The sequence below is a fragment of the Nocardia speluncae NBRC 108251 genome (assembly GCF_001613245.1).
In the GTDB taxonomy this organism is placed as follows: Bacteria; Actinomycetota; Actinomycetes; order Mycobacteriales; family Mycobacteriaceae; genus Nocardia; species Nocardia speluncae.
Window position 1 is genome coordinate 1 of record NZ_BDBZ01000040.1, and the last position, 20,714, is coordinate 20,714.

The following is a 20,714-nucleotide window of genomic DNA, read 5'->3' on the forward strand; positions in this document are numbered from 1 at the left end:
TGACCACCGGCGGCAGCGACGACACTGTGCGACTGTGGAACATCGGCTCCGCAGACGACGTCGCCGGTTCCCTGTGCCGCTGGGGCGGACAGGACTTCGAATCCGCGCCATGGCCGCCGGATGTCCCCACAGATCTACGAACCGAGCTCTGCCCATGAACAAAGGACATACATTTCCGGAGGTTCGACAGCTGAACCAGTTCTCGGCGCAGACACTCCCGCGAAGAGGCCTGCTGACATGTACTGTCGCCGGCCCCGGACACAACTGTCGCATCACCAGGTCAAACCACTGACAGTCCTGTGTCATCTCACACCGAAAGCAGACTGCACTGGCACACGCCCAAAATCGTCGCGTCCGCGACGGGCAACTAGTATCAGCTAAATAGATGCTGATCGGGGTGAGCGTGGAGTACATCATCCGGCTCGAACAGGGGCGTGATCGCAATCCGTCACCGCAGGTACTGTCCGCGCTGGCGGATGCTCTCGGCCTGTCCACCAACGAGCGGGTCCATCTGTACCGGCTGACCAAGGCCGATACCGGTTTCAGCTGCACCGGCCCGGGACCAGCGGTCCGGGGGATCCGCCCGACGGTGCAGGCGTTGCTCGACCAGCTCGAACCCGCCGCGGCCGCAGTGATCGACAGCCGGACCGAAATGCTGGCCTGCACCGCCGGCTATCGGCGGTTGATGGCACCGACCGGCGCGCTCGACTCCGACCACGGCGCCAATCTCGCCCGCTTCACCTTCACCGATCCCCGGGCCCGCACCGTGTACCCCGATTGGGATCATCAGGCCGACCATATCGTCGCCACCCTCAAACAGGGCCCCTTCCGCGCCGACCCTCGTATCGCGGCGCTGGCCGATCAGCTCACGATCGCCGCAGGTGCGTCCTTCACCGAACGCCTGGCCACGGTCCCCAACCTGCCCGCTCCCACCGGGATCACCCGGCTGGAGCATCCGGAGGCCGGCCCGCTTCGCCTCGCCTTCGAAACCCTGGCCCTGTCCGCCGACGACGATCAGCAGCTGATCGTCCAGCTACCGGCCGATCCGGCGACCGCCGATGCCCTGGACGGTCTGGCCGGCCGGCATCACGGCGGCCTCCGCGCAGTATCGGGCTGATTCCGCTGATTCGCACGGTGCACGACACCGGATCGACGTAGCCGCGTCACCAGCGCCATGGTGCCCTCGTCGCCGGTTCCCGGCGGAGCCGCCGAGCACCGGGGGCGGTGGACGCTGCGCCGCGCAGGCGAGGAAGCGGCGGACAGTCTCCGCGCCTGTGCGGTTTCATCGCGCCCGATGCTGCTAGTAGCCTTGGGGACCGTGCACCCTGACGTTACCGCCGACCTCGCCGAACTCGACGCGACCCTGAAGACTATCGAGTCGGTCCTCGATATCGAGGAGCTGCGCCGTCGCATCGACGAGCTGGAGCATCAGGCGGCCGATCCCGAGTTGTGGAACGACCAGGATCATGCGCAGCGGGTGACCAGTGAGCTCTCCCACGCGCAGGGTGAGCTGCGCCGGGTCGAAGAATTACGGCAGCGCCTGGAAGATGCGCCGGTGCTCTACGAGCTGGCAGAAGAGGAAGAGGGCGAGGCGCGAACCGCAGCGCTGGCCGATGCCGATGCCGAACGCGCCGCATTGCATACCGATGTCGAAGCCCTCGAGGTGCGCACCCTGCTGTCCGGCGAGTACGACAAACGCGACGCGCTGGTCAATATCCGCTCGGGCGCCGGCGGTGTGGACGCGGCCGACTGGGCCGAGATGCTGATGCGCATGTACATCCGCTGGGCCGATCGGCACAAGTACTCGGTCGAGGTGTACGACACCTCCTACGCCGAAGAAGCCGGTATCAAGAGCGCCACGTTCGTGGTGAAGACTCCGTACGCCTACGGCACCCTTTCGGTGGAGATGGGCACCCACCGGCTGGTGCGGATCAGCCCGTTCGACAACCAGGGTCGCCGCCAGACTTCGTTCGCCGAGGTCGAGGTGCTTCCGGTGGTCGAGACCACCGACCACATCGACGTCCCGGAAACCGATATCCGGGTCGATGTGTACCGGTCGTCGGGCCCGGGCGGGCAGAGCGTCAACACCACCGACTCGGCCGTCCGGATCACCCATATTCCCACCGGGATCGTGGTCACCTGCCAGAACGAGAAATCGCAGCTGCAGAACAAGGTTTCGGCCATGCGGGTGCTGCAGGCCAAACTGCTGGAACGCAAAAGGCAGGAAGAGCGCGCGCAGATGGATGCGCTCAAGACCAACGAGGGCGCGTCCTGGGGTAATCAGATGCGGTCCTACGTGTTGCACCCGTATCAGATGGTCAAGGATCTGCGCACCAACTACGAGGTGAACAACCCTTCGGCCGTCCTCGACGGCGATATCGACGGTTTCATCGAATCCGGAATCCGCTGGCGGATGAGTACAGTTCTGCAGGAGAGCTAGCACTCCCCGATTCCGGGGAAGCACACGAGATCCGGAATGGATGCGGGAACAGGTGGTCTGATGAGGGTGGAAGGGACCGACACCCTGGCCCTGTCCCTGGCATTGTCTTCCGATGTAACGTCCTGGCTGCGTTCGTCCGGACTCGAGATCGTGCTACTGATCCTCGGGTCCATGCTGTTCGCCCGCTTCGCCACCTATGTGCGCGACCGGGTGACCCAGCGCATCGATTCGGGTTTCCGCGGGGGCGATGCGCTCGTGCGGTCCGAGGAGGCCAAGCACCGGCACGCCCTGGCCCAGGTGCTGACCTGGGTTGTTCTGACCGTCGCCTACGTACTGGTGGCCATGGAGGTGCTGCAGCGGCTCGGCTTCTCCATGTCGGGGCTGGTCGCGCCCGCCGCGGTCCTCGGCGCCGCCCTCGGTTTCGGCGCGCAGCGCATTGTGCAGGACATCCTGGCCGGGTTCTTCCTCATCACCGAACGCCAATACGGTTTCGGTGATGTGGTGCGGATCGCGGTGACCGGTGTTGCGGACCCGGCCGAGGGCACGGTCGAGGATGTGACATTGCGAGTCACCAAGTTGCGCAACCCGGACGGGGAGGTGATCACCGTCCCGAACGGCCAGATCGTGAAAGTAACGAACCTGTCGAAGGATTGGGCGCGGGCCGCGATCGATGTGCCGGTCGCGGCGAGCGCCGATATCCTGCGGATCAACGAGGTGCTGCATGCGGTGGGCGGGCAGGCCTACGCCGATCCCCGCCTCGAACCACTGCTGCTCGACGAGCCGACAGTGATGGGCGTGGAGGACCTGACCGTGGACCAGATGAACATCCGGATGGTGGCCCGGACACTGCCGGGCAAACAGTTCGAGGTCAGCCGGGAGTTGCGGGTACGGGTGGCCGCGGCGATGCGCCGGGAGGGTTTGAATGCGCGCGCGTAGATCGACGCTGGTGCTGGCCGGGAGCTGGATCGCGATCTTCGTGCTGTACCTGTTCGTCAAACCGGACGATATCGCTCAGCACAAGCCCGCGCCCGCCCCCGCGGCCCCGGTGCAGCAGGTTCCGGCGCTGGTGGTTCCCGCTCGGTAGCGGCCCTCGCACCGCCCGCCGACGGGTTCGTTATCGAATGGTTACACTGACTCCTCGTGATCACCCTGCGCGACGTCAGCAAGTCGTATCCGACCGCGACGCGAGCCGCACTGGAGAACGTTACCGTCCATATCGGCAAGGGTGAGTTCGTCTTCCTCATCGGCCCCTCCGGCTCCGGCAAATCGACCTTCATGCGGATGCTCATCAAAGAGGAGATCCCGACCGGCGGCGAGGTCCACGTCGCGGACTTCCGGGTGGACCGGCTGCCCGGACGGCGGGTCCCCCGGCTGCGCCAGCGGGTGGGCTGTGTGTTCCAGGACTTCCGGCTGCTGCAACAGCGGACCGTCGCCCAGAACGTGGCGTTCGCGCTGGAAGTGATCGGTAAACGCCGCCAGTTCATCGATCGGACCGTGCCCGAGGTCCTGGAGTTGGTGGGGTTGGGCGGTAAAGCCGACCGGCTGCCCAGCGAACTGTCCGGCGGCGAACAGCAGCGGGTCGCGATCGCGCGAGCGTTCGTGAATCGGCCGCTGGTGATGCTGGCCGACGAACCCACCGGCAACCTCGACCCCGAGACGAGTTACGAGATCATGCTGCTGCTCGAGCACATCAACCGGATGGGCACCACCGTGCTCATGGCTACGCACGACCCCTTGATCGTGGACGGTATGCAGCGCCGGGTCGTGGAGCTCTACGAGGGCCGCCTGGTTCGCGATCAGGCGACCGGTGGTTACGAGGTGAGCCGGTAATGCGCGCAGGCTTCCTGTTCGGCGAGGTCTCCGAGGGCCTGCGCCGCAACGTCACCATGACGATCGCGATGATCCTGACGACCGCGGTTTCGCTGACCATGCTGGGTGGCGGCATTCTGGCGATCCGGATCGCCGACAAGACCGAGCAGTACTTCCTGGACCGGCTCGAAGTGCGGCTGTATCTGACCGAAGACATCTCCGCGAACGATCCGGACTGCGCGAACGATCTCTGCCACACTCTGATGGCCGATCTGAAGTCCGTCGACGGCGTGGAGACGGTGCAATACCTGAACCGCGACGCCGCGGTCCGTGAGGCCAAGGAGAAAACCTTCAAGGACCAGCCGGAACTCGCCGAGTATGTGAGCGAGACGCCGCTGCCGGCCTCGCTGCGGGTCAAGATGAGCGACGCATCGCTCTACCCGACGATCTACGAGCAATTCTCCGAAAGCCCCGGGGTGGGCATGGTGCGCAACGACAAGGACATCGTGGACCGGCTGGTGAGCTTGTTCGACGGGTTGCGTAATGCGGCATTCGGAATGGCCGTGTTGCAGGCAGTGGCCGCGCTGTTGCTGATCGCGAACATGGTGCAGATCGCGGCGTTCACCCGGCGCACCGAGGTGCACATCATGCGTCTGGTCGGTGCCACCCGCTGGTACACCCAGTTGCCGTTCCTGCTGGAGGCCGTCGTCGCCGCGCTGGCGGGTGGTCTGCTCGCGACAGCGGGCCTGTTCGCGGCCCGCCCGCTGGTGATCGACCGGGCATTGGGCGATCTGTTCGCGAGCAATGTCTTCCCGGCGATCACCTTCGACGATATTTTCACCACGGCGCTGATGGTCGTACCGGTCGGCGTGATGTTCGCCGGGCTCACCGCGTACGCCACCTTGCGCTGGTACGTACGCGAGTAGCGCGCGGCCGGGTCGAATTCGCTGCCGCCGGCTCGATCACAGCGGCCCCTGCGGCCCCGGCCGTATCCGGGGTCTTCGCACGTTGCCCGTACCGCCCGTCCCCTTCCGGACGGGCGGTACCGCTGTGCGGAAGTTGGGTATACCCCATATGTCCGCTCACCAGGACGAGTGCACAACTCGACGCCGTTCTTACTCTTCAGTAAGATAGCCTTACTCCGCAGTAAGATAGCTGGGGCCAGACCCTCACCCCGCGCGAGAAAACAGGTGATGATGAGCATTCGAGACAGCGCTACCAAGCGGCGTCCGGACAACGGCGGCCGCCAGGAGAACGGAGTGGGCCTACACCAACCCAAACGGGATTGGATGGGCGCCGCCATGCGGGTCATGTCGACGATCACCGGATCGGAACTCGCCGAGAAATACAACCTTCGCAAACCGATCGACCGGGTCACCTACGAAAGCACCAGAACCGGCTTCCGGACTCTGGGTGCCGCGACCCGCGCATTCAACAAGGTCGCGGGCGGTGGCGCGCCCAAGCGCCTCCCGGACAACGAGTCGAAGACCAAGGACTACTTCGATCTCACCCCCACCGACGAACAGCAGATGATCGTCGAGACGGTCCGTGAGTTCGCGGCCGAGATCCTGCGCCCGGCCGCACACGACGCCGACGAGGCCGCCACCGCGCCGAAAGACCTCCTGGGTCGTGCCGCGGAACTCGGCATCACCCTGATCAATGTGCCCGAAGAACTCGAGGGCGCGGCCACCGAACGCGGCGCCGTCACCAACACGATGGTGGCCGAGGCGCTCGCACACGGGGATATGGGTCTGGCCCTGCCACTGCTGGCGCCCAGCGGCGTCGCCGTCGCACTGTCCCAGTGGGGTACCGACGCCCAGCAGCAGACCTACCTGCCCGCGTTCACCGGCGAGAACGTTCCCCAGGCGTCGGTCGTCATCAGTGAACCACGCGCTCTGTTCGATCCGTTCGCTCTGCAAACCAAGGCCGTGCGTTCCCCCAGCGGTTACCGGCTCAACGGCGTGAAAAGCCTCGTCCCGGCCGCTGCCGACGCCGAGATCTTCGTGGTCGGTGCGGAACTCGACGGCCGACCGGCCCTGTTCATCGTGGAATCCGACGCCCAGGGCCTGTCGGTGGAGGCCGATCCCAGCATGGGGCTGCGCGCGGCCGGCCTGGGCCGGCTCGTCCTGGACAACGTCGCCGTCACTGCCGACGCGATCCTCGGTGAGGGCGATGCCAAACAGCACGCGGCCGACTACCGGGACGCAGTACAGCTGGCCCGTCTGGGCTGGGCGTCACTGGCCGCCGGCACCGGCCAGGCCGTACTCGACTACGTCATCCCCTACGTCAACGAGCGTGAGGCATTCGGCGAACCGATCAGCCACCGGCAGGCCGTGGCTTTCATGGTCGCCGATATGGCCATCGAACTCGACGGCCTGCGACTGGTGACTCTGCGCGGCGCCGCCCGCGCCGAGCAGGGCCTCACCTTTGCCCGCGAGGCCGCGCTGGCGAAGAAGCTGGCGACCGACAAGGGGATGCGGTTCGGTCTCGATGGTGTGCAGCTGCTCGGCGGGCACGGTTTCACCAAGGAGCACCCGGTCGAACGCTGGTACCGCGATCTGCGCGGTATCGGTATCGCCGAAGGAATCGTGCTGTGTTGATGGCGCCGCCTCCGGCGGCGCGGGTTCGGGGCCCCCTGGGTCTCGTTCTTCACTCCGCCGCTCCTCCGCTTCGCTCCCCCGCTCTGTCGCTCCAGAACGAGACGGGCCCCGAACCATGGATGTGAACCCGATGACGTCGTTGCCTCACCGGTCGGCCGATGCGCTGGGCAGCGGATTCACGATTTTTTCCAGGAGACTTTGATGATCAATCTCGAATTGCCGAAGAAGCTGCGGGCCAGCGCGAATCAGGCGCACCAGGTGGCTGCGCAGATCTTCCGGCCGATCTCACGCAAATACGACCTCGCCGAACACGAGTACCCGGTGGAGCTCGACACGATGGCCGCCATGGTCGACGGGCTCAGCGATTCGGGCACCCAGAAGATCAGCGGCGCCGCCGGCGGCCGGTCCGACGAGTCCGCCGAGGACACAGCTCCCGCCACGATGCCCGTCAACGCCAACGGCGGCAATATGTCGGCGCTGCTCAACGCGCTGGAAACCTCGTGGGGCGATGTCGGGCTGATGCTGTCGATCCCGTATCAGGGTCTGGGTAATGCCGCGATCGCCGCGGTCGCCACCGATGAGCAGCTGGAACGGTTCGGCAAGGTATGGGCTTCCATGGCCATCACCGAGCCGAGCTTCGGCTCCGACTCGGCCGCCGTCACCACCACCGCCGTCCTCGACGGCGACGAATGGGTGCTCAACGGCGAGAAGATCTTCGTGACCGCCGGTGAGCGCTCCACTCATATCGTGGTGTGGGCCTCGGTGGACCGCAGTCTCGGCCGCGCCGCCATCAAATCGTTCGTGGTCCCGCGCGACGCCCCCGGCTTGTCGGTGGCCCGGCTCGAACACAAACTCGGCATCAAGGCCTCCGATACCGCGGTACTGCTGCTACAGGACTGCCGGATCCCGAAGGACAACATCCTCGGTAGCCCGGAAGTGAACGTGGAGAAGGGTTTCGCGGGGGTCATGCAGACCTTCGACAACACCCGCCCCATGGTCGCGGCGATGGCCGTCGGCGTCACCCGGGCCGCGCTCGAGGAACTGCGCACCATCCTCACCGACGCGGGAATCGAGATCTCCTACGACAGCCCGGCGAACAACCAGCACGCCGCGGCGGCCGAATTCCTGCGGATGGAGGCCGACTACGAATCCGCCTACCTGCTGGCGATGCGGGCAGCCTGGATGGCCGACAACAAGCAGCCCAACTCGCTCCAGGCCTCGATGTCGAAGGCGAAAGCGGGCCGCACCGGCACCGATGTAACGCTGAAATCGGTGGAACTGGCCGGTTCCGTGGGCTATTCGCAGCGCCTGCTGCTGGAGAAGTGGGGCCGCGATTCCAAAATCCTGGACATCTTCGAGGGCACCCAGCAGATCCAGCAGCTGATCGTCGCCCGCCGGGTCCTGAACAAGACCAGCGCCGAACTGAAGTAGGCAGGTCAGACACGTAAAACCGGTCCGAGTCGCCGCAGTGGCCCGGACCGGTTTCGTGTTTTCAGCGAGAGCGTTCGTTGCCTGCATCGGCGCTCAGGCCGCCTGTAGGCCGTCGTCGGCAGGAAGCTCCCACATGCCAGCAGCATCGTCGACGGCCTGGCGTGCCCGCTCGTGACTGGACGGGAGCAGGTGGGTGTAGACCCGGAGCGTGAATCCCGGATCGTCGTGCCCCAAGTAGTCGGCCAACTCCTTGACGCTCACCCCACGCCCGAGCAACTTGGACGCGTAGAGATGCCGCATTGCGTGCATTCCATCGGCCCGATTCCGGTAGGCCAGATCCGCTTTGCCGAAGGCTGGTTTCCAGACGATCTTGTTGAACAGGTCGCCGCTCAACGCCATACCATCGGCCTTTACGATCAGCAGGCGAACGGTCACTAGCTCGCCAGTTGCCGAGGCCCAGGGCAGAGTGACCGGCTGAGCCGGGAACTGCTCCGCGTGGCTATCAATCACGTCGAGCAGTGTCCGCGACAAGGGGGCGTACCTGGTCTTCTCGCGCTTCGGTAGAGCAAACATCAGCGTGCCCTTGACGTACTTCACCTGCCGTTGAACGTGTACCGTCATCGCCTCACGGTCGATATCGTCCGGCGACAACCCGAGCAACTCACCCTGCCGAAGGCCCAGACCGACACCGATCGGCACCACCACCGAATACCGATCACCGACCACGGACAGACCACGCCGAACCAGCGCGACACGTTCATCGGGCCAGATCTCGACCTTGGGGCTACGACGAATCGGCCGGCGAACTGTTTTCGCGCGGCATGGATTCTCCCGGATCAACCGATCGTCCACGGCCGTCTCCAGCACACCGGCCACGATGTCGAACAGCACCGCCTTGTAGTTGTCCGCATACTTCCGTTCTTCGAGAGCGCTAACCCAATCACGAATGGTCGATGCCGCGATACGGCCAACCGGGAGATCACCGAATACCGGATAGATCCGCGACTCGAGCCGACTACGCAACGTCTCTCGTGTAGCCGGGTCGGCCGACTGAGCACGAACCCAACTCTCGGCCTGTTGCCGGAAGGTCTTCTTGGACGACCGAGGATCGATGTACTTGCCCTCACGCTTGTCCGACTCGACCTCGATCAGGAAGTCATCCGCGCGCTTGCGCTGCCGATCTGGAAACGACTTGGATCGCTCAGCCCCAGCCGGATCGATATAGCGCACCCGGTACCGCATCCCACGGCCGTACAGCTCGGTCCGCTCCATCACCGGCTTACCCCGGCCGTTCAGGACAAGGTCGTCGTTCTCATCCCGTTTCGGCCGCTGCCAACGATCTTCAACATGGCCCATCAGGCTGCCTGTGCTTCCGGTTCAGCCCAGGCCCGAAGCTTCGCCGGGTTGTACCGCAGGTGCCGACCCATCTTCCGGACCGGCGGACCGTCCCCCAGCCACTTCCACTGGTACAACGTCTTCACCGGCACGTTCAGGAAATACGCCGCTTCCTCGACCGTCCACAACCGATTCTCTGGCAGCTCCATCGTGTTTCCTTCCTACGCCGCTTCCTGTATTGCCGAATGTTCTTGGAGTGCTGGTGGACCGGCCTCCAGCAGGGCACGGGTGTATTCCGCGCGCCAGACTTTGCGCTGGGCGATGTTGGCCATGACCAGATGTGCGATCGGCGGGGCAGACTGGTCTCCCGGTTTGACCACCGACAGCTTCAGGTTCGGGGCATCGGGTCTGACGATCCCGACCGAGGCCAGCAGTTGCCGAACGAATTCCGCGCGATCGGCCTTGTGGTCCGGGAGGGTCTTGTTCGACCACTGCCGCGACACCAACACGCGGCGACCGGGCAGGCCGAGGGTGTCCCGCCGGTGGGCTTTGCTCTTGCACCGGCCGGGGATGGTCTTCTCGTTCACACCTTGCGGGACGACGCCGTAGCGCAGCCAGACCGCGCACCGAGGCGAGCACGGGGTGTGCTTCAACTCCTCGTGCAGCCGGTCATAGTGGCGCCGCGTCCGGTCGGAATCGGTTTCCAAGACTTCAGCGATGGACTTGGTCAGGTACTTCGTGACGTAGCCGACAGCGCGATCAGCCTTGTTACCAGGGACGTAGCCGTGGATATCGGCACGGTCGATCTGGTCACCGAACCGCACCACATGCGCCGGTTCCAATTCCTCCACATCATCCAGGAGGTCTTGCACATCATCGAATCCCAGCAGCGACGAACCGGTATCAGGATCAACGAACGTCATCCGGGCCGGATCCCACACCGGGAGAACATCCCCGGGGAATACCTCGCTGGCCCGGTCGTGCAGAGGCCACCACACCTGGTGATACGTCGCCGCCGTAACCTGCCGGATGATCTCACGGGACACCGTGCCCCGGATCAAGATGTGCAGGTGCGGGGCACCGCGCTTCTGCGGTTCCACGGTCGCGAAGTACTGGACATTCCAGCCCACCGCCCGACGCAGGTTCTGTATCCACCGGTCGAACAGCGCGGAGAAGTGCACGACATCACGGGCGGCACGCTCGTAGTCATACGATTCCGGATCACGCGGCGAGCCATCACCGACCGTTTCGCCCTTGTCATTGACCGCGCCATCACGGTTGATCCCGCCATACGAAGGCATCGTGAGTGTGATCATCATCGATGGCCGATGCCCCGCGTATTCACGGCCCAGGGTGTTCTTTTCGACCTTGAGCCGAGGCAGATTCGGGGCATCCTGGCGACGACGAGTCGACCGGGCACGCCGGGCCTTGGGTTCGCTGTCGAAATCAGGCAACCGGCCACGAAACCCGGAGTCACGCATCTCGGAATCGAGATCGGCCACGACTTCGCGGATGCCGGACATCATGTCCTGATCACCGTCGGTTTTGGCCTGCTGATAGGTCTCGAACAGGTCCGAGCGGGCCGCCAGCAGCGCGGTTTGATGCTCGGTGGGTTTGGTCTTGACGGGTTCGGGTTCACTGGTCAGGTACCAGCCCTCGCGGGACTGGGTGATCCGCAGGAACCGGGCTTTCTCCGCACAGGCCGGGCAGACAGAAGCGAGCGTGGATTTGCACGGGGCACCGACGTAGGCCATTTTCCCGGCGTCGGAATCGAACCCACGCATCGGAATCGGCCGCGCACAGATGTGTTCCTGTTCGGCGAGGTCCGCGGCGATATCCCGGAAATCCGGCAGGCTACGACGCTGGGCCGCAGTCTGCCGGGCACCGGGCCCCTCGTGCAGAACCGAGGTAGCACTACTCATCAGGCGGTGTGTCCTTCCGGCTTGGTCCAGTGATCGACACGGGGCAGGAGCACGGTGTCGGCGAGGGCGTCTCCGAAGCGGAACCGCAGCTCAACGGTGGCCGGTCCGACAATCGTGGCGTGGCACTGCTCGGCTTTGAAGGCGTGGGCGATGGTCTCGGCGCGGTTTTCGTAGTCGGCCGGGCACTGGCCTTCCAACATCCGCAACCGCACCCGATCCGTGCCCTTACCGATCGCGACCCCGACGAAGCTCGGTGTGACTGTGCGGGTTTGGTTGGCCACGGTGAGGTGGCAGGCATTCATCAGGCGGGACCAGTTCCGGCGATATCGCCACCAAGTCAGGAACCGGGTCCGGGCCCGGTGAGTGATCCACCGCTCGAACATTTCCGGACTCCTGCGTCGCCACAGCATGATCACCGCAGCGAACGCCACACCGAGCGCGATCCCCGAGGGCCACCCGAACACCACACCCGCCGTGATCGCGAAGCCGATGGGGACCGAGATCGGCGGGAACAGGACCGCCCAGTGGATCGCAGTAGCCAGACCCTTGATGAGGTACCAGCCCGAGTTCAGGACCGCGAGCCCGAGCAGGTCGAACGGGTCCCGGCGGGTGCCGGTGGTGGAGACGGTGGCGGTGGAGCTGTTGCCATGGTTGGTGGTCGACAGTGTCAGGCTCATGACTGCTTCTCCGGGTCGAACAGGGCGAGTTGATCGGTGCAGGGTTCGTGCAGGTTCTTACGGACCTGACGAAGGCGTTTGCTGCTGCGGTGAACCTGGTCGGCAGCCTCTACGACGATCCGGTTCGGTTCCCGCCGAGTACTTTCGGCCGGCTGTGTCATGCCGCCCACCCCGAACCGTCATCAGGGTCAGTGGTGAAGTCCCAGCCCGGTACCTGTCCGGTGTCGGCGAGCATGCCCACCGCGACCGAGACGGGGTCGTGTCCGGCACGTTCGAGGGCGCAGCGGCGACGAGCGGCCAGGTCGATCACATCAGCGGTGGCCGGGGCAGGAATCGGCTTGCGAGTCATGGTGATATCTCCGTTCGAGGGATGAATGGGTTCCGGGGTCTATGCCGCGACCGGGGTCGGTTCGTCGCCGAGGTCGTCGGGGTCGAACCCGCTGTAATCGGCCTGCGGAGACAGGTCCGGCAGGGCCGGGGAGTAGGTGTCGACGATGCGGTCGATATCGGTGTCGGAGACCCAGAAGGCGCGGACCCGCCGGAAGTCCTTGGTGCCGTCCTGACCGACATAGGCGACACCCGGAGTGGCCTCGGAGATCATGTGACAGCGCGAACCACGGTCGGCGGCTTCTTTGCCGTGGACCATGCTGGTTTGGCCGGATTCGTCGAAGCGCAGGCCGATCCGGGTCGAGAACAGTTGCCGGTTGGGCATGTTGTCCTTGGACGGGTCCTGGATCGCGACGATCACGCTGTAGCCGACCGCCCGGCCTTGAGTCAGGAGCAGGCCGATCAGCCGCAACCCCTCGGTCACTTGCTCGCGGGTGGCGAACGCCGACAGGGCCGCGTATTCGTCGATGATGACGACCTTGAGCGGTTCGTCGGCACTGGGCGTGAACTTGCGGATACCGGCGGCTTTGAACCGGGCCGCACGTTCCTGCATCTCAGCTTCCGCACTGGTCAACATGGTGATAATGCCGGTGGCGGTCCACTGGAAGTCGGTCCACAACCGGTCTTCACCGGCCCCGAATTCCATGCCGCCTTTCGGGTCACCCAGCAGGATGTCCACGAGTCCGGCTTTGATCGCGGGGCCGAGACCGTTCACGATCGACCACAACACCGAGCCCTTGCCCGAGTTGGTCGCACCGGCGATGAGGATGTGGGAGTACATGACCCGCAACCGCCACACATCGTGGTCTTCGGTCACCCCGACCGGGACCGCTTCCAGATCCACCCCGTAAGCCAGCAAGCTCGTCACCGGTACTGATTCGGCGAGGGTGTCCACAGTGCGTAGTTCCAGGTGCACAAACCCCGGGTGCGGGCTGGTCACCCGGACTTCCGGGACCGCGAAGTAGGCGGCCAGGACTTCGCGGGTGGCGTCATTGGCCCAGTGCTGCAACGACTGTCCGCCCAGAATCTGGACTTCGACGAGCATCCCGGCCTCGGTCAACGTCGCGGCGGTGATGGTCGGGAACCCGGTCTCCCACGAGCCGAGGCCGAGGGCGGGCCACATCACGGCCAGCTGAGCGGAATCGGTGACGATCGAGACCGCCGGACCCAGTTCCACCGGAACACCAGCGGTTTCCTCGGCCACAGCAGGAGTGGTGCCACCGTCGAGGCGACGCCAACGCCACAGGGTAAACGCGGACACGGCAGCAGAACCGCCCATGAGCAACAGGTCAGGCGAGATCATCAGGCACTCCCAACGGGAACAGCGAGCGGCAGCATCGTTTGCACCGGACGCGGAGAACGGACAGGACGAGTCGGCGCGACCGGAGCCGGAACAGTCGGGGCCGGGGTCGGATCGGGAACCGGGGCCAGCACAGGCACAGGCGGCGCAACCGGTTCGGGTTCAGGTTCGGGAACCGGATCGGTCACCGGTTCGGGAGCAGATTCGGCCGGCACAATCACCGAGGCAGGCTCAGGCTCGGCCACCTGGACAGGTTCGGTTCGAGCTTCGGCACGCTGGCGGGCAGCGACACGGAACAGCAAGGCCAGGCCGTGCGTGTCCACCAGCAGCGATATCGGAGCCACCGCCGCGACCAGAGCGGCAGCCCAACCGGGTAGTGGTTGACCAGCAGCGACAGCGTGCACCGAGTTACCAGCCACCGAGACCAGTGAACCGACCACCAGCACCCCGAGGAAGAAGTTCCGTTCGGACTTGTGCTGCGAGCAGACCAGCAGCCCGAAAGTGGCCAACAAAATGGTTCCGTCGACGATCAGCGGGAACAACCACGCATCATCGGCAGGCATCCGAGCCAGCCGGGCGAGGTCTTCCAGGGTGGAGAACGACAACCGGAACGCTGCCGCCCCCACGCCCAGGATGATGAGCGCGGCGGACCAACGTGCAAGACGCATGCCCGCCGACTGATCCGCCGCCCGCATCACGACACCCCAACCTGAGCAGAACCAGCAGACGAGGTGGTGGCCGCGTCGTGTTCAGCCAGTGCAGTCGACAACTCGGACACCAGATCGCGAGCCTCATCCGGGGTCAACCAGGCAGTACCCGAACCCTCCGAGAACCGCATCACCATGTGCGCCGGGTAATCGGCGGCCGCGACGAGGGGGATAGTCGGGATGTACCGCACCGTGATCGGCTCATCGGTCGCGACATGCAAACCCAGGGCAGCCATCACGCGGCCTTTCCGGACGGACGAGCCGCACCCTGATCAGCCGGAGCCTGCTTCGAACCGGAGTTGTCCCCAGCGAACCCGGTCGCCCGGATGTTCCAGCCGATGGACTTGAACTCCCCCTGACCGGCGATCTTCGGCTTGACCTGCAACCCCTCCAACACGATCGGCCGCATACCCGGCGCGAGTTCGGAAGTCGAAGGAACCGGAATCTGATCGGCGACGAACACCAGATCGAAACTCGCCTGCTTCGCGTTCGGGGCCGCCGGATCGGTGACCGTGGCCTTCCACAGCCGCTTACCGGAACCGTTGCCCTCCGCGTCGAGGTCCTGACGCTGCCGCTTCGGGGCGTTGCGGTCGGCGTTGAACTCCAACATCGGCTCGACCTCGCCGAGCAGGAACAGGCCCAGCGGGAACGCGTCGGTGAACGCCGGGGTGAACCACAGATTCTTCATCGCCATCTCAAACTCCTTGTGTATTTAGTGTCTGAACTCTGCACTTTCTGTGCATACACAACACTGTATACGCAGTTGCGTATACGCACAAGAGGTTTGCGTATACGCAGACGCAAGGCGGGTTGACGCCCGATTGCCGGAAGGCGCGTACGCTGACTGTGCGTATACGCAGTTGTGTATCGACAGAACGGCCGATACGAGCGATAGGGGAATCCATGACTGAGCCCGCGTACGTCCGGATCGCAGGAGAGATCGCGCGCGACATCCGCAGTGGCGCTCTGCCCGCCCGGACTCAACTACCGAGCTACGCGGAGCTGGCGAAACAGCACAACGTCTCGGAAATCGTCATCCGCAGGGTCAGGGACCTACTGCTGAGCCAGGGCCTGGTCTACGCGATCGAACGCCGTGGCTTGTTCGTCGCCGCCCGGCCGACGTTGGTTCGGATCTCACCCGAACGGCAGATGGAGGACCCCGAAGTGACTTTCGGGAACGAAGCGGCCGGCGGAGACGACGAAGTCCGCATCGAGCGCGAGTCGACCATCAAGCAGGCAGACGAAGAACTGGCCGACATCTTCGGCATCAGCCCCGGTGACGACATCGAACACATCACCGTGTCCGCCTCCGAGTACGGGAAACCGACCTCGATCTCCGACAGCTACCAGCTGCCCGGCACCAACGTTGCCGAAGCCGAGCAGCTGGAAGAGATACTGGCCGACCGGCCGCCATCACCGACACATGCAGTCTGGCTCGAAGTCTCATCCGGCGAGCTCGTGAAGAACGTCCGTCAGCGGTTCCTCAAGAACGATGGTCGAGTGCTGATGGTCTCCGACGTGTCCTATCCGAAGGATCGCTACGACTCGTTCGTGTTCCGCATGAACCTCGAGCCGCAACCCTGACCCTCCACAAACACAAGCATGGCCCGATCCATTGAGGACCGGGCCATGTTTCGTCTCGGGCTACGGTTGCCGAACCCAGGCTTGCGCCACGTCGGCAAGGTTCCACCAGGACACGTACTGCTCGTCGACACTCTCCAGCGACCAGGCCGACGACAGCCGATCGAAGAACGCATCGTCACCGGTCTTGCCGCCTTTGGGCTCACCCATGAACACCAACCGTCGACCACCACGTGACTCGAACAGCGACAGGGCCTCGGACGCCATCGTGTTGCCCCAGCCCGGCGGCCAGCACAGGAACAACACCGAATCCTCATCCAGCGCGGCAGCAAACTCATCGAGCCCACCCACCGGGAACCACACGGCAGGCTGCCCAGCCGTATCCGGAAAGGACGGGTTCGCAGTGGCGTCCGGCGGCTCGGAATCGAACGCCTTCAGCGTCACGCCCTGGTCCGCGAGAAGCCGCGCCCAGTACCCACGACCGGCCCCCAGCTCGACTACTGCGCGCCCACCCGCGAACGTCTTCACCCAGTCCAGTGTCTCAGGAGACGGGATCGCGTAGGCGTAAGCAGCTTGGAGAATCGTCTGCACGAACCCCAGCCGAACACTGCCATTCGCGCTTCCACCGTTGACCACCCGCCGCTCGGCATCAGACCCGACGGCTGGGCCGACGATCTCCCAGTACGGATTGCCGAACGCTGCGGAACCTCCGGTCATGAAGTGCACGAACCGTAGATCGAATGCCCCGTCAGCCTCCGGATTCGCGGTGCCCGACAGCATCGGCGCGGTATCCAGATACTCGGCGACCTTCGGATACTCCGCCGTCAACCGTGGCCCATCATCGAGCAATGCGGCCAGTTCGGTTCGGCGTTCAGGCGTCAGCACGAGACCAGTCATGCTCTCGATTCTTCCTGCGCACAGCACGTTCCGCGAGTGGTTGCCGAATTTCGCTATATAGGTTCAAGGGCGACGGCGCTGCGCGCCGCCGCCGCACCACGGCCGCACCGGCCTCGCTCGTGCCTCGCTCACCCGGACGACCGGTGCGTCGGCGACACGCTGCACCGTCACCACCTGACCCGAGATGGCTGATTTTCGATAACCGAGAAGTGTGGGCACGACGAGAGCCGTACCCGACTCACCTCCCGCAGTCGCACACGAATCGGCCGGCACTCTGCCCGGTCAACCGGCTGTGGTCCGGTCGCAGGAAGTTCGACACCTACTGACCTGCGCGAATGGATTGCCGAATGAATCTCATGGCGAACTGGGCTGGTTGTGTGGTCCCTGCCTCCTCATGGCCCGATTGTCTGACCTCACTCGGCCGAGTCAAGGGAAAGAGCGCCCTTGACACGACCTCCCTCAGTTCAGGGATGGCCAGTATGAGGAAGCAGGGGAAGGGAAGTCACCCGACTCGACGCCAGGCCGTATCCAGGCCGTCGGACGGCGGAAAAGCACCAGAACACACGAGAACTCCTGAGATGCATTCGCGCAGCTCAGGAGTGAAAAATCGGGGATTTCGCCAGCTCAGCCAGAACCGGCCGAAAGATCCTGGACATCTTCGAGGGCACCCAGCAGATCCAGCAGCTCATCGTCGCCCGACGGGTCCTGAACAAGACCAGCGCCGAACTGAAGTAGGCAGCGAAAACGAACGGGTCCGGGTCGCCACAGCGGCCCGGACCCGCGTTCTACGTGTCCAACGGCGTACCCGTTCTGCACAGGCCGAACGGGTACGCCGTTCTCCTTCACCCGCGCCCCGCACCGATCGGAGGTGCGCCGGAACCCGATATTGCGCCCACGACGTCCGCGCGGCGTTCTGGACAGTGCGCCGACCGGGTGACATGTTGGTGACAACGTTTTGCGATTGGTTCGACCCGGCTGGTTCGGATCCGCTCGACGCCCGGATCCGCCGGTACGTATTGCCCCTCTCCACCCTGCTGAACCCACCACCGGGTGCAGTTCCCGGACAACGTATCTGCAAGGAGACTGGTTATGCGCACAAAGGGCTTCGCCCGTCGGCTCGTCACCTCGCTCACCGCTACGGCCGCGGCCACCATGCTTTTCAGCGGCCACGCCACCGCCGAGCCGGCCCAGGTCGATTGGGCTTCGGCGACCCAGCAGCTACGGACGGCCGCCGCGGGCAACCTCGGCGCCGAACGTGCCGTCGATCGGCTCATCGGCGATCCGCGGGTCACCAATGCCGCTCGCGAGGCCGCGCTGCCGGCCCAGCCGTTCCAGATCCCGGCCGAATCGAATATCGGCCGCGGTGGGGGGCCGGGTATGTACGGGTCGGGTGTGGCGCTGAATATCGACGGGTCCCGGTTCGCCTTCTTCGGTGGCCCCGGCACCATCGCCCCTAACCAGGACGGTGCACGACTGGAGGTGGTCTGGCTCAACCTGTCGAACGGCCGCAGCGGGATGGAACCGCTGACCGAGCACATCGACATCATCGCCGACACCACCATCCGCACCCGGGTGATCGATCCGGGACCCGGCCTGGTCGTGGCCGCCGTCTACGGCAGTCTGTGGCATCGGTGGCCGGTCCCGGTGAGCGCGGAGCACCCGGACGGGTTCCAGTACGCGCGCGGGGAGATCACCTTCCCGTCGCTGGGCTCGATCTACAACTGACTTTCCGGCAGATAAGCACAGCTGGGCACGCGCCGGGCATCCGGCGCGTGCCCATTTTCACGGGATGTTCCGCCCACAGCGGCGGTGTCGCATTTGTCCGGTGCGTATGTTGTGAGCCGACGCACTTTCACTGCTACCGTGAGCCCCGATATGCCGTTCGGAATCGCTAGGTCGAGTGCCGACGCGAGGATCTGTGGAGGTGTTCGAGGGTGAACCTGGCGCATACGCTGGAGACTGTCAAGGCATATGGGCTACTGCAGTCCAGTGGATTCATCGATCTGAAGAATCCGGGGGAAACCCTGCGGACGCTCAAGGATTCCAAAACCTACATCCCGCAGGCGACGCTGATCATGCATTCGGCCCGCATCGCCCCGGATGCGCCGGGCCTGGTCGACGAGCGCGGCGAGCTGACCTACCGCGAACTCGACGAGCAGTCCACGAAGATCGCGCACGGCCTGCGCAAGGCCGGTCTCACCGAGGGCACCGTGATCGGCATCCTGGCCCGCGATCATCGCGGCCTGATCCTGTCGATGGCCGCCGCCGGCAAATTGGGTGTGAAGATCGCCCTGATGAACACCGGTTTCGCCAAACCGCAGTTCGCCGAGGTGTGTGAACGCGAGAAGGTCAAGGCGGTCCTGCACGACAGCGAGTTCCTGGGCCTGCTCGACGCCCTGCCGGCCGATATGCCGCGCTTCCTCACCTGGGTGGACGAGGGCGCCGAACTCCCCGAAGGTGCGAAGAGTCTCGACGATCTGATCGCCGAGAACGGCCTCGACGAACTGCCCGTTCCGAGTAAGCCGGGCGGTTTCATCATTCTGACCAGCGGCACCACCGGCTTGCCGAAGGGCGCCCCGCGCGAGAAGGCCTCCCCGGTGGCCACCGCTCAGTTCCTGGACAGGATGCCGTTCCGCAAACGCGGCACGATGGTCATCGTGTCACCGATCTTCCACAGCACGGGCCTGGGTACCTGGCTGGTGGCCACCGGCCTGACGAACAAGATCGTCATGCGGCGCCGTTTCGACGCCGAGGCAACACTGAAGATGATCTCCGATCACAAGGCCCACATGCTCGTCGCGGTGCCGACCATGCTGCACCGGATGGTGGAACTGCCGGAAGAGGTCCGGGCGAAGTACGACACCTCGTCTCTGAAGGGCATCGTGCTGGCGGGATCGGCCCTCTCGCCGGAGCTGAGCATCCGCGCGGCGGAGGTCTTCGGGCCCGTGGTGTACAACCTCTACGGGTCCACCGAGGTCGCCATCGCGACGGTGGCCCAGCCGGCCGAACTCGCCAAGGCCCCCGGCACCGTGGGCCGTCCCCCGCTGACCTGTGATGTGCGGTTGTACGACGACAACGACAAGCAGGTCACAGCCAAGAACGTCACCGGCCGGATCTTCGTCCGCAGCGGTGCACCCTTCGAGGGCTACACCGACGGCCGGCACAAGCAGATCATCGACGGCTACATGTCCAGCGGGGACGTCGGCCATTTCACCGAGGACGGCCTGCTGATGGTCGACGGCCGCGACGACGACATGATCGTCTCCGGCGGCGAGAACGTCTTCCCACAGGAGGTGGAGAACCTGCTACTCGAACGCGAGGACATCTTCGATGCCGCCGTGGTGGGCGTCGACGATGTGGAGTTCGGTAAGCGGTTGCGTGCGTTCGTGGTGCCCGAACCCGGCCACACTCCGACCGAGGATGAGATCAAGGCCCACGTGAAGGAGAGCCTCGCCCGGTACAAGGTTCCGCGTGAGGTCGTCTTCCTCGAAGATCTGCCGCGCAACCCCACCGGGAAACTTCTGCGCCGGGTCCTCGTGGAATACGAGGTCTGACACCGCCTCTCGAGCGACGAAACCGGGACATTCCACAGAAATGTCCCGGTTTCTTTACTGTCCGAGACAATCTC

The 20,714-nt window shown here is 64.9% G+C and carries 22 protein-coding genes; 11 read left to right on the top strand and 11 right to left on the bottom strand.

The genetic code is table 11. The features are described 5' to 3' along the window. Window positions 1–385 precede the first annotated feature (385 nt). The 8 genes from NS6_RS29700 to NS6_RS29730 all read left to right on the top strand — a co-directional run bounded on the left by NS6_RS29700 (window position 386) and on the right by NS6_RS29730 (window position 8,280). Window positions 386–1,117 (top strand): helix-turn-helix domain-containing protein, encoded by a 732-nt coding sequence (locus NS6_RS29700; RefSeq protein ID WP_068048877.1) that lies wholly within the window; start codon window positions 386–388, stop codon window positions 1,115–1,117. Between the two features lie 201 nt (window positions 1,118–1,318). Continuing rightward, the gene (gene prfB, locus NS6_RS29705) at window positions 1,319–2,440 is read left to right on the top strand and encodes a peptide chain release factor 2 (RefSeq protein ID WP_068049078.1); all 1,122 of its coding nucleotides are present in this window, start codon (window positions 1,319–1,321) and stop codon (window positions 2,438–2,440) included. Window positions 2,441–2,500: 60 nt separating this feature from the next. Further along, on the top strand, window positions 2,501–3,376 hold the full coding sequence (locus NS6_RS29710) for a mechanosensitive ion channel family protein (protein ID WP_068049082.1): 876 nt from the start codon (window positions 2,501–2,503) through the stop codon (window positions 3,374–3,376). Beyond that, complete coding sequence (locus NS6_RS35305; protein ID WP_168443440.1) at window positions 3,363–3,524, top strand: Rv3103c transmembrane domain-containing protein; 162 nt, start codon at window positions 3,363–3,365, stop codon at window positions 3,522–3,524. The genes NS6_RS29710 and NS6_RS35305 overlap by 14 nt, the downstream gene beginning before the upstream one ends. 56 nt (window positions 3,525–3,580) lie before the next feature. Continuing rightward, a complete protein-coding gene (gene ftsE / locus NS6_RS29715; protein ID WP_068048879.1) occupies window positions 3,581–4,270 on the top strand; it encodes a cell division ATP-binding protein FtsE in 690 nt (229 codons plus the stop codon). Further along, a complete protein-coding gene (gene ftsX / locus NS6_RS29720; RefSeq protein WP_068048881.1) occupies window positions 4,270–5,175 on the top strand; it encodes a permease-like cell division protein FtsX in 906 nt (301 codons plus the stop codon). Before ftsE ends, ftsX begins: the two co-directional genes overlap by 1 nt. A gap of 264 nt (window positions 5,176–5,439) precedes the next feature. Continuing rightward, entirely contained in the window at window positions 5,440–6,849 is a 1,410-nt protein-coding gene (locus NS6_RS29725) for an acyl-CoA dehydrogenase family protein (RefSeq protein WP_157113019.1), read from the top strand. A 201-nt stretch (window positions 6,850–7,050) separates the two neighbouring features. Continuing rightward, window positions 7,051–8,280, top strand: coding sequence for an acyl-CoA dehydrogenase family protein (locus NS6_RS29730; RefSeq protein WP_068048886.1), 1,230 nt, complete (start codon window positions 7,051–7,053; stop codon window positions 8,278–8,280). A gap of 93 nt (window positions 8,281–8,373) precedes the next feature. On the opposite strand, the gene NS6_RS29735 is transcribed toward NS6_RS29730, so the two are convergent. Genes NS6_RS29735 through NS6_RS29775 form a run of 10 tightly spaced genes read right to left on the bottom strand, consistent with a single transcriptional unit; the run spans window position 8,374 to window position 15,302 of the window. After that, window positions 8,374–9,636 carry a tyrosine-type recombinase/integrase gene (locus NS6_RS29735; RefSeq protein ID WP_068048889.1) on the bottom strand — a complete coding sequence of 421 codons (1,263 nt, stop codon included), beginning with the start codon at window positions 9,634–9,636 and terminating at the stop codon, window positions 8,374–8,376. Further along, window positions 9,636–9,824 carry a helix-turn-helix transcriptional regulator gene (locus tag NS6_RS29740; protein ID WP_068048895.1) on the bottom strand — a complete coding sequence of 63 codons (189 nt, stop codon included), beginning with the start codon at window positions 9,822–9,824 and terminating at the stop codon, window positions 9,636–9,638. Before NS6_RS29740 ends, NS6_RS29735 begins: the two co-directional genes overlap by 1 nt. Before the next feature lie 12 nt (window positions 9,825–9,836). Next, window positions 9,837–11,537 (bottom strand): replication initiator, encoded by a 1,701-nt coding sequence (locus NS6_RS29745; protein WP_068048898.1) that lies wholly within the window; start codon window positions 11,535–11,537, stop codon window positions 9,837–9,839. Then, window positions 11,537–12,214 carry a hypothetical protein gene (locus NS6_RS29750; RefSeq protein WP_068048901.1) on the bottom strand — a complete coding sequence of 226 codons (678 nt, stop codon included), beginning with the start codon at window positions 12,212–12,214 and terminating at the stop codon, window positions 11,537–11,539. Before NS6_RS29750 ends, NS6_RS29745 begins: the two co-directional genes overlap by 1 nt. Next, entirely contained in the window at window positions 12,211–12,375 is a 165-nt protein-coding gene (locus tag NS6_RS35030) for a hypothetical protein (RefSeq protein ID WP_157113020.1), read from the bottom strand. Before NS6_RS35030 ends, NS6_RS29750 begins: the two co-directional genes overlap by 4 nt. Next, a complete protein-coding gene (locus NS6_RS29755) occupies window positions 12,372–12,563 on the bottom strand; it encodes a hypothetical protein (RefSeq protein ID WP_068048903.1) in 192 nt (63 codons plus the stop codon). Before NS6_RS29755 ends, NS6_RS35030 begins: the two co-directional genes overlap by 4 nt. A 39-nt stretch (window positions 12,564–12,602) precedes the next feature. Then, entirely contained in the window at window positions 12,603–13,904 is a 1,302-nt protein-coding gene (locus NS6_RS29760; RefSeq protein WP_068048906.1) for an FtsK/SpoIIIE domain-containing protein, read from the bottom strand. Then, window positions 13,904–14,569, bottom strand: a complete 666-nt coding sequence (locus NS6_RS29765) for a DUF2637 domain-containing protein (protein ID WP_084471542.1) — start codon at window positions 14,567–14,569, stop codon at window positions 13,904–13,906. The genes NS6_RS29760 and NS6_RS29765 overlap by 1 nt, the downstream gene beginning before the upstream one ends. A gap of 26 nt (window positions 14,570–14,595) precedes the next feature. After that, window positions 14,596–14,844: a hypothetical protein gene (locus NS6_RS29770; RefSeq protein WP_068048914.1), complete on the bottom strand. Its 249-nt coding sequence runs from the start codon at window positions 14,842–14,844 to the stop codon at window positions 14,596–14,598. Next, on the bottom strand, window positions 14,844–15,302 hold the full coding sequence (locus tag NS6_RS29775) for a hypothetical protein (protein ID WP_068048917.1): 459 nt from the start codon (window positions 15,300–15,302) through the stop codon (window positions 14,844–14,846). The genes NS6_RS29770 and NS6_RS29775 overlap by 1 nt, the downstream gene beginning before the upstream one ends. A gap of 209 nt (window positions 15,303–15,511) precedes the next feature. Here NS6_RS29775 and NS6_RS29780 point away from each other — a divergent pair, with 209 nt between their 5' ends. After that, window positions 15,512–16,192 (top strand): GntR family transcriptional regulator, encoded by a 681-nt coding sequence (locus NS6_RS29780; RefSeq protein WP_068048919.1) that lies wholly within the window; start codon window positions 15,512–15,514, stop codon window positions 16,190–16,192. A 60-nt stretch (window positions 16,193–16,252) separates the two neighbouring features. On the opposite strand, the gene NS6_RS29785 is transcribed toward NS6_RS29780, so the two are convergent. After that, a complete protein-coding gene (locus NS6_RS29785) occupies window positions 16,253–17,086 on the bottom strand; it encodes a hypothetical protein (RefSeq protein WP_068048922.1) in 834 nt (277 codons plus the stop codon). A gap of 1,089 nt (window positions 17,087–18,175) precedes the next feature. Here NS6_RS29785 and NS6_RS29790 point away from each other — a divergent pair. After that, window positions 18,176–18,811: a hypothetical protein gene (locus NS6_RS29790; protein ID WP_068048925.1), complete on the top strand. Its 636-nt coding sequence runs from the start codon at window positions 18,176–18,178 to the stop codon at window positions 18,809–18,811. A gap of 209 nt (window positions 18,812–19,020) precedes the next feature. Next, window positions 19,021–20,640 (top strand): acyl-CoA synthetase, encoded by a 1,620-nt coding sequence (locus NS6_RS29795; RefSeq protein ID WP_084471536.1) that lies wholly within the window; start codon window positions 19,021–19,023, stop codon window positions 20,638–20,640. The last annotated feature ends 74 nt before the right edge of the window (window positions 20,641–20,714 follow it).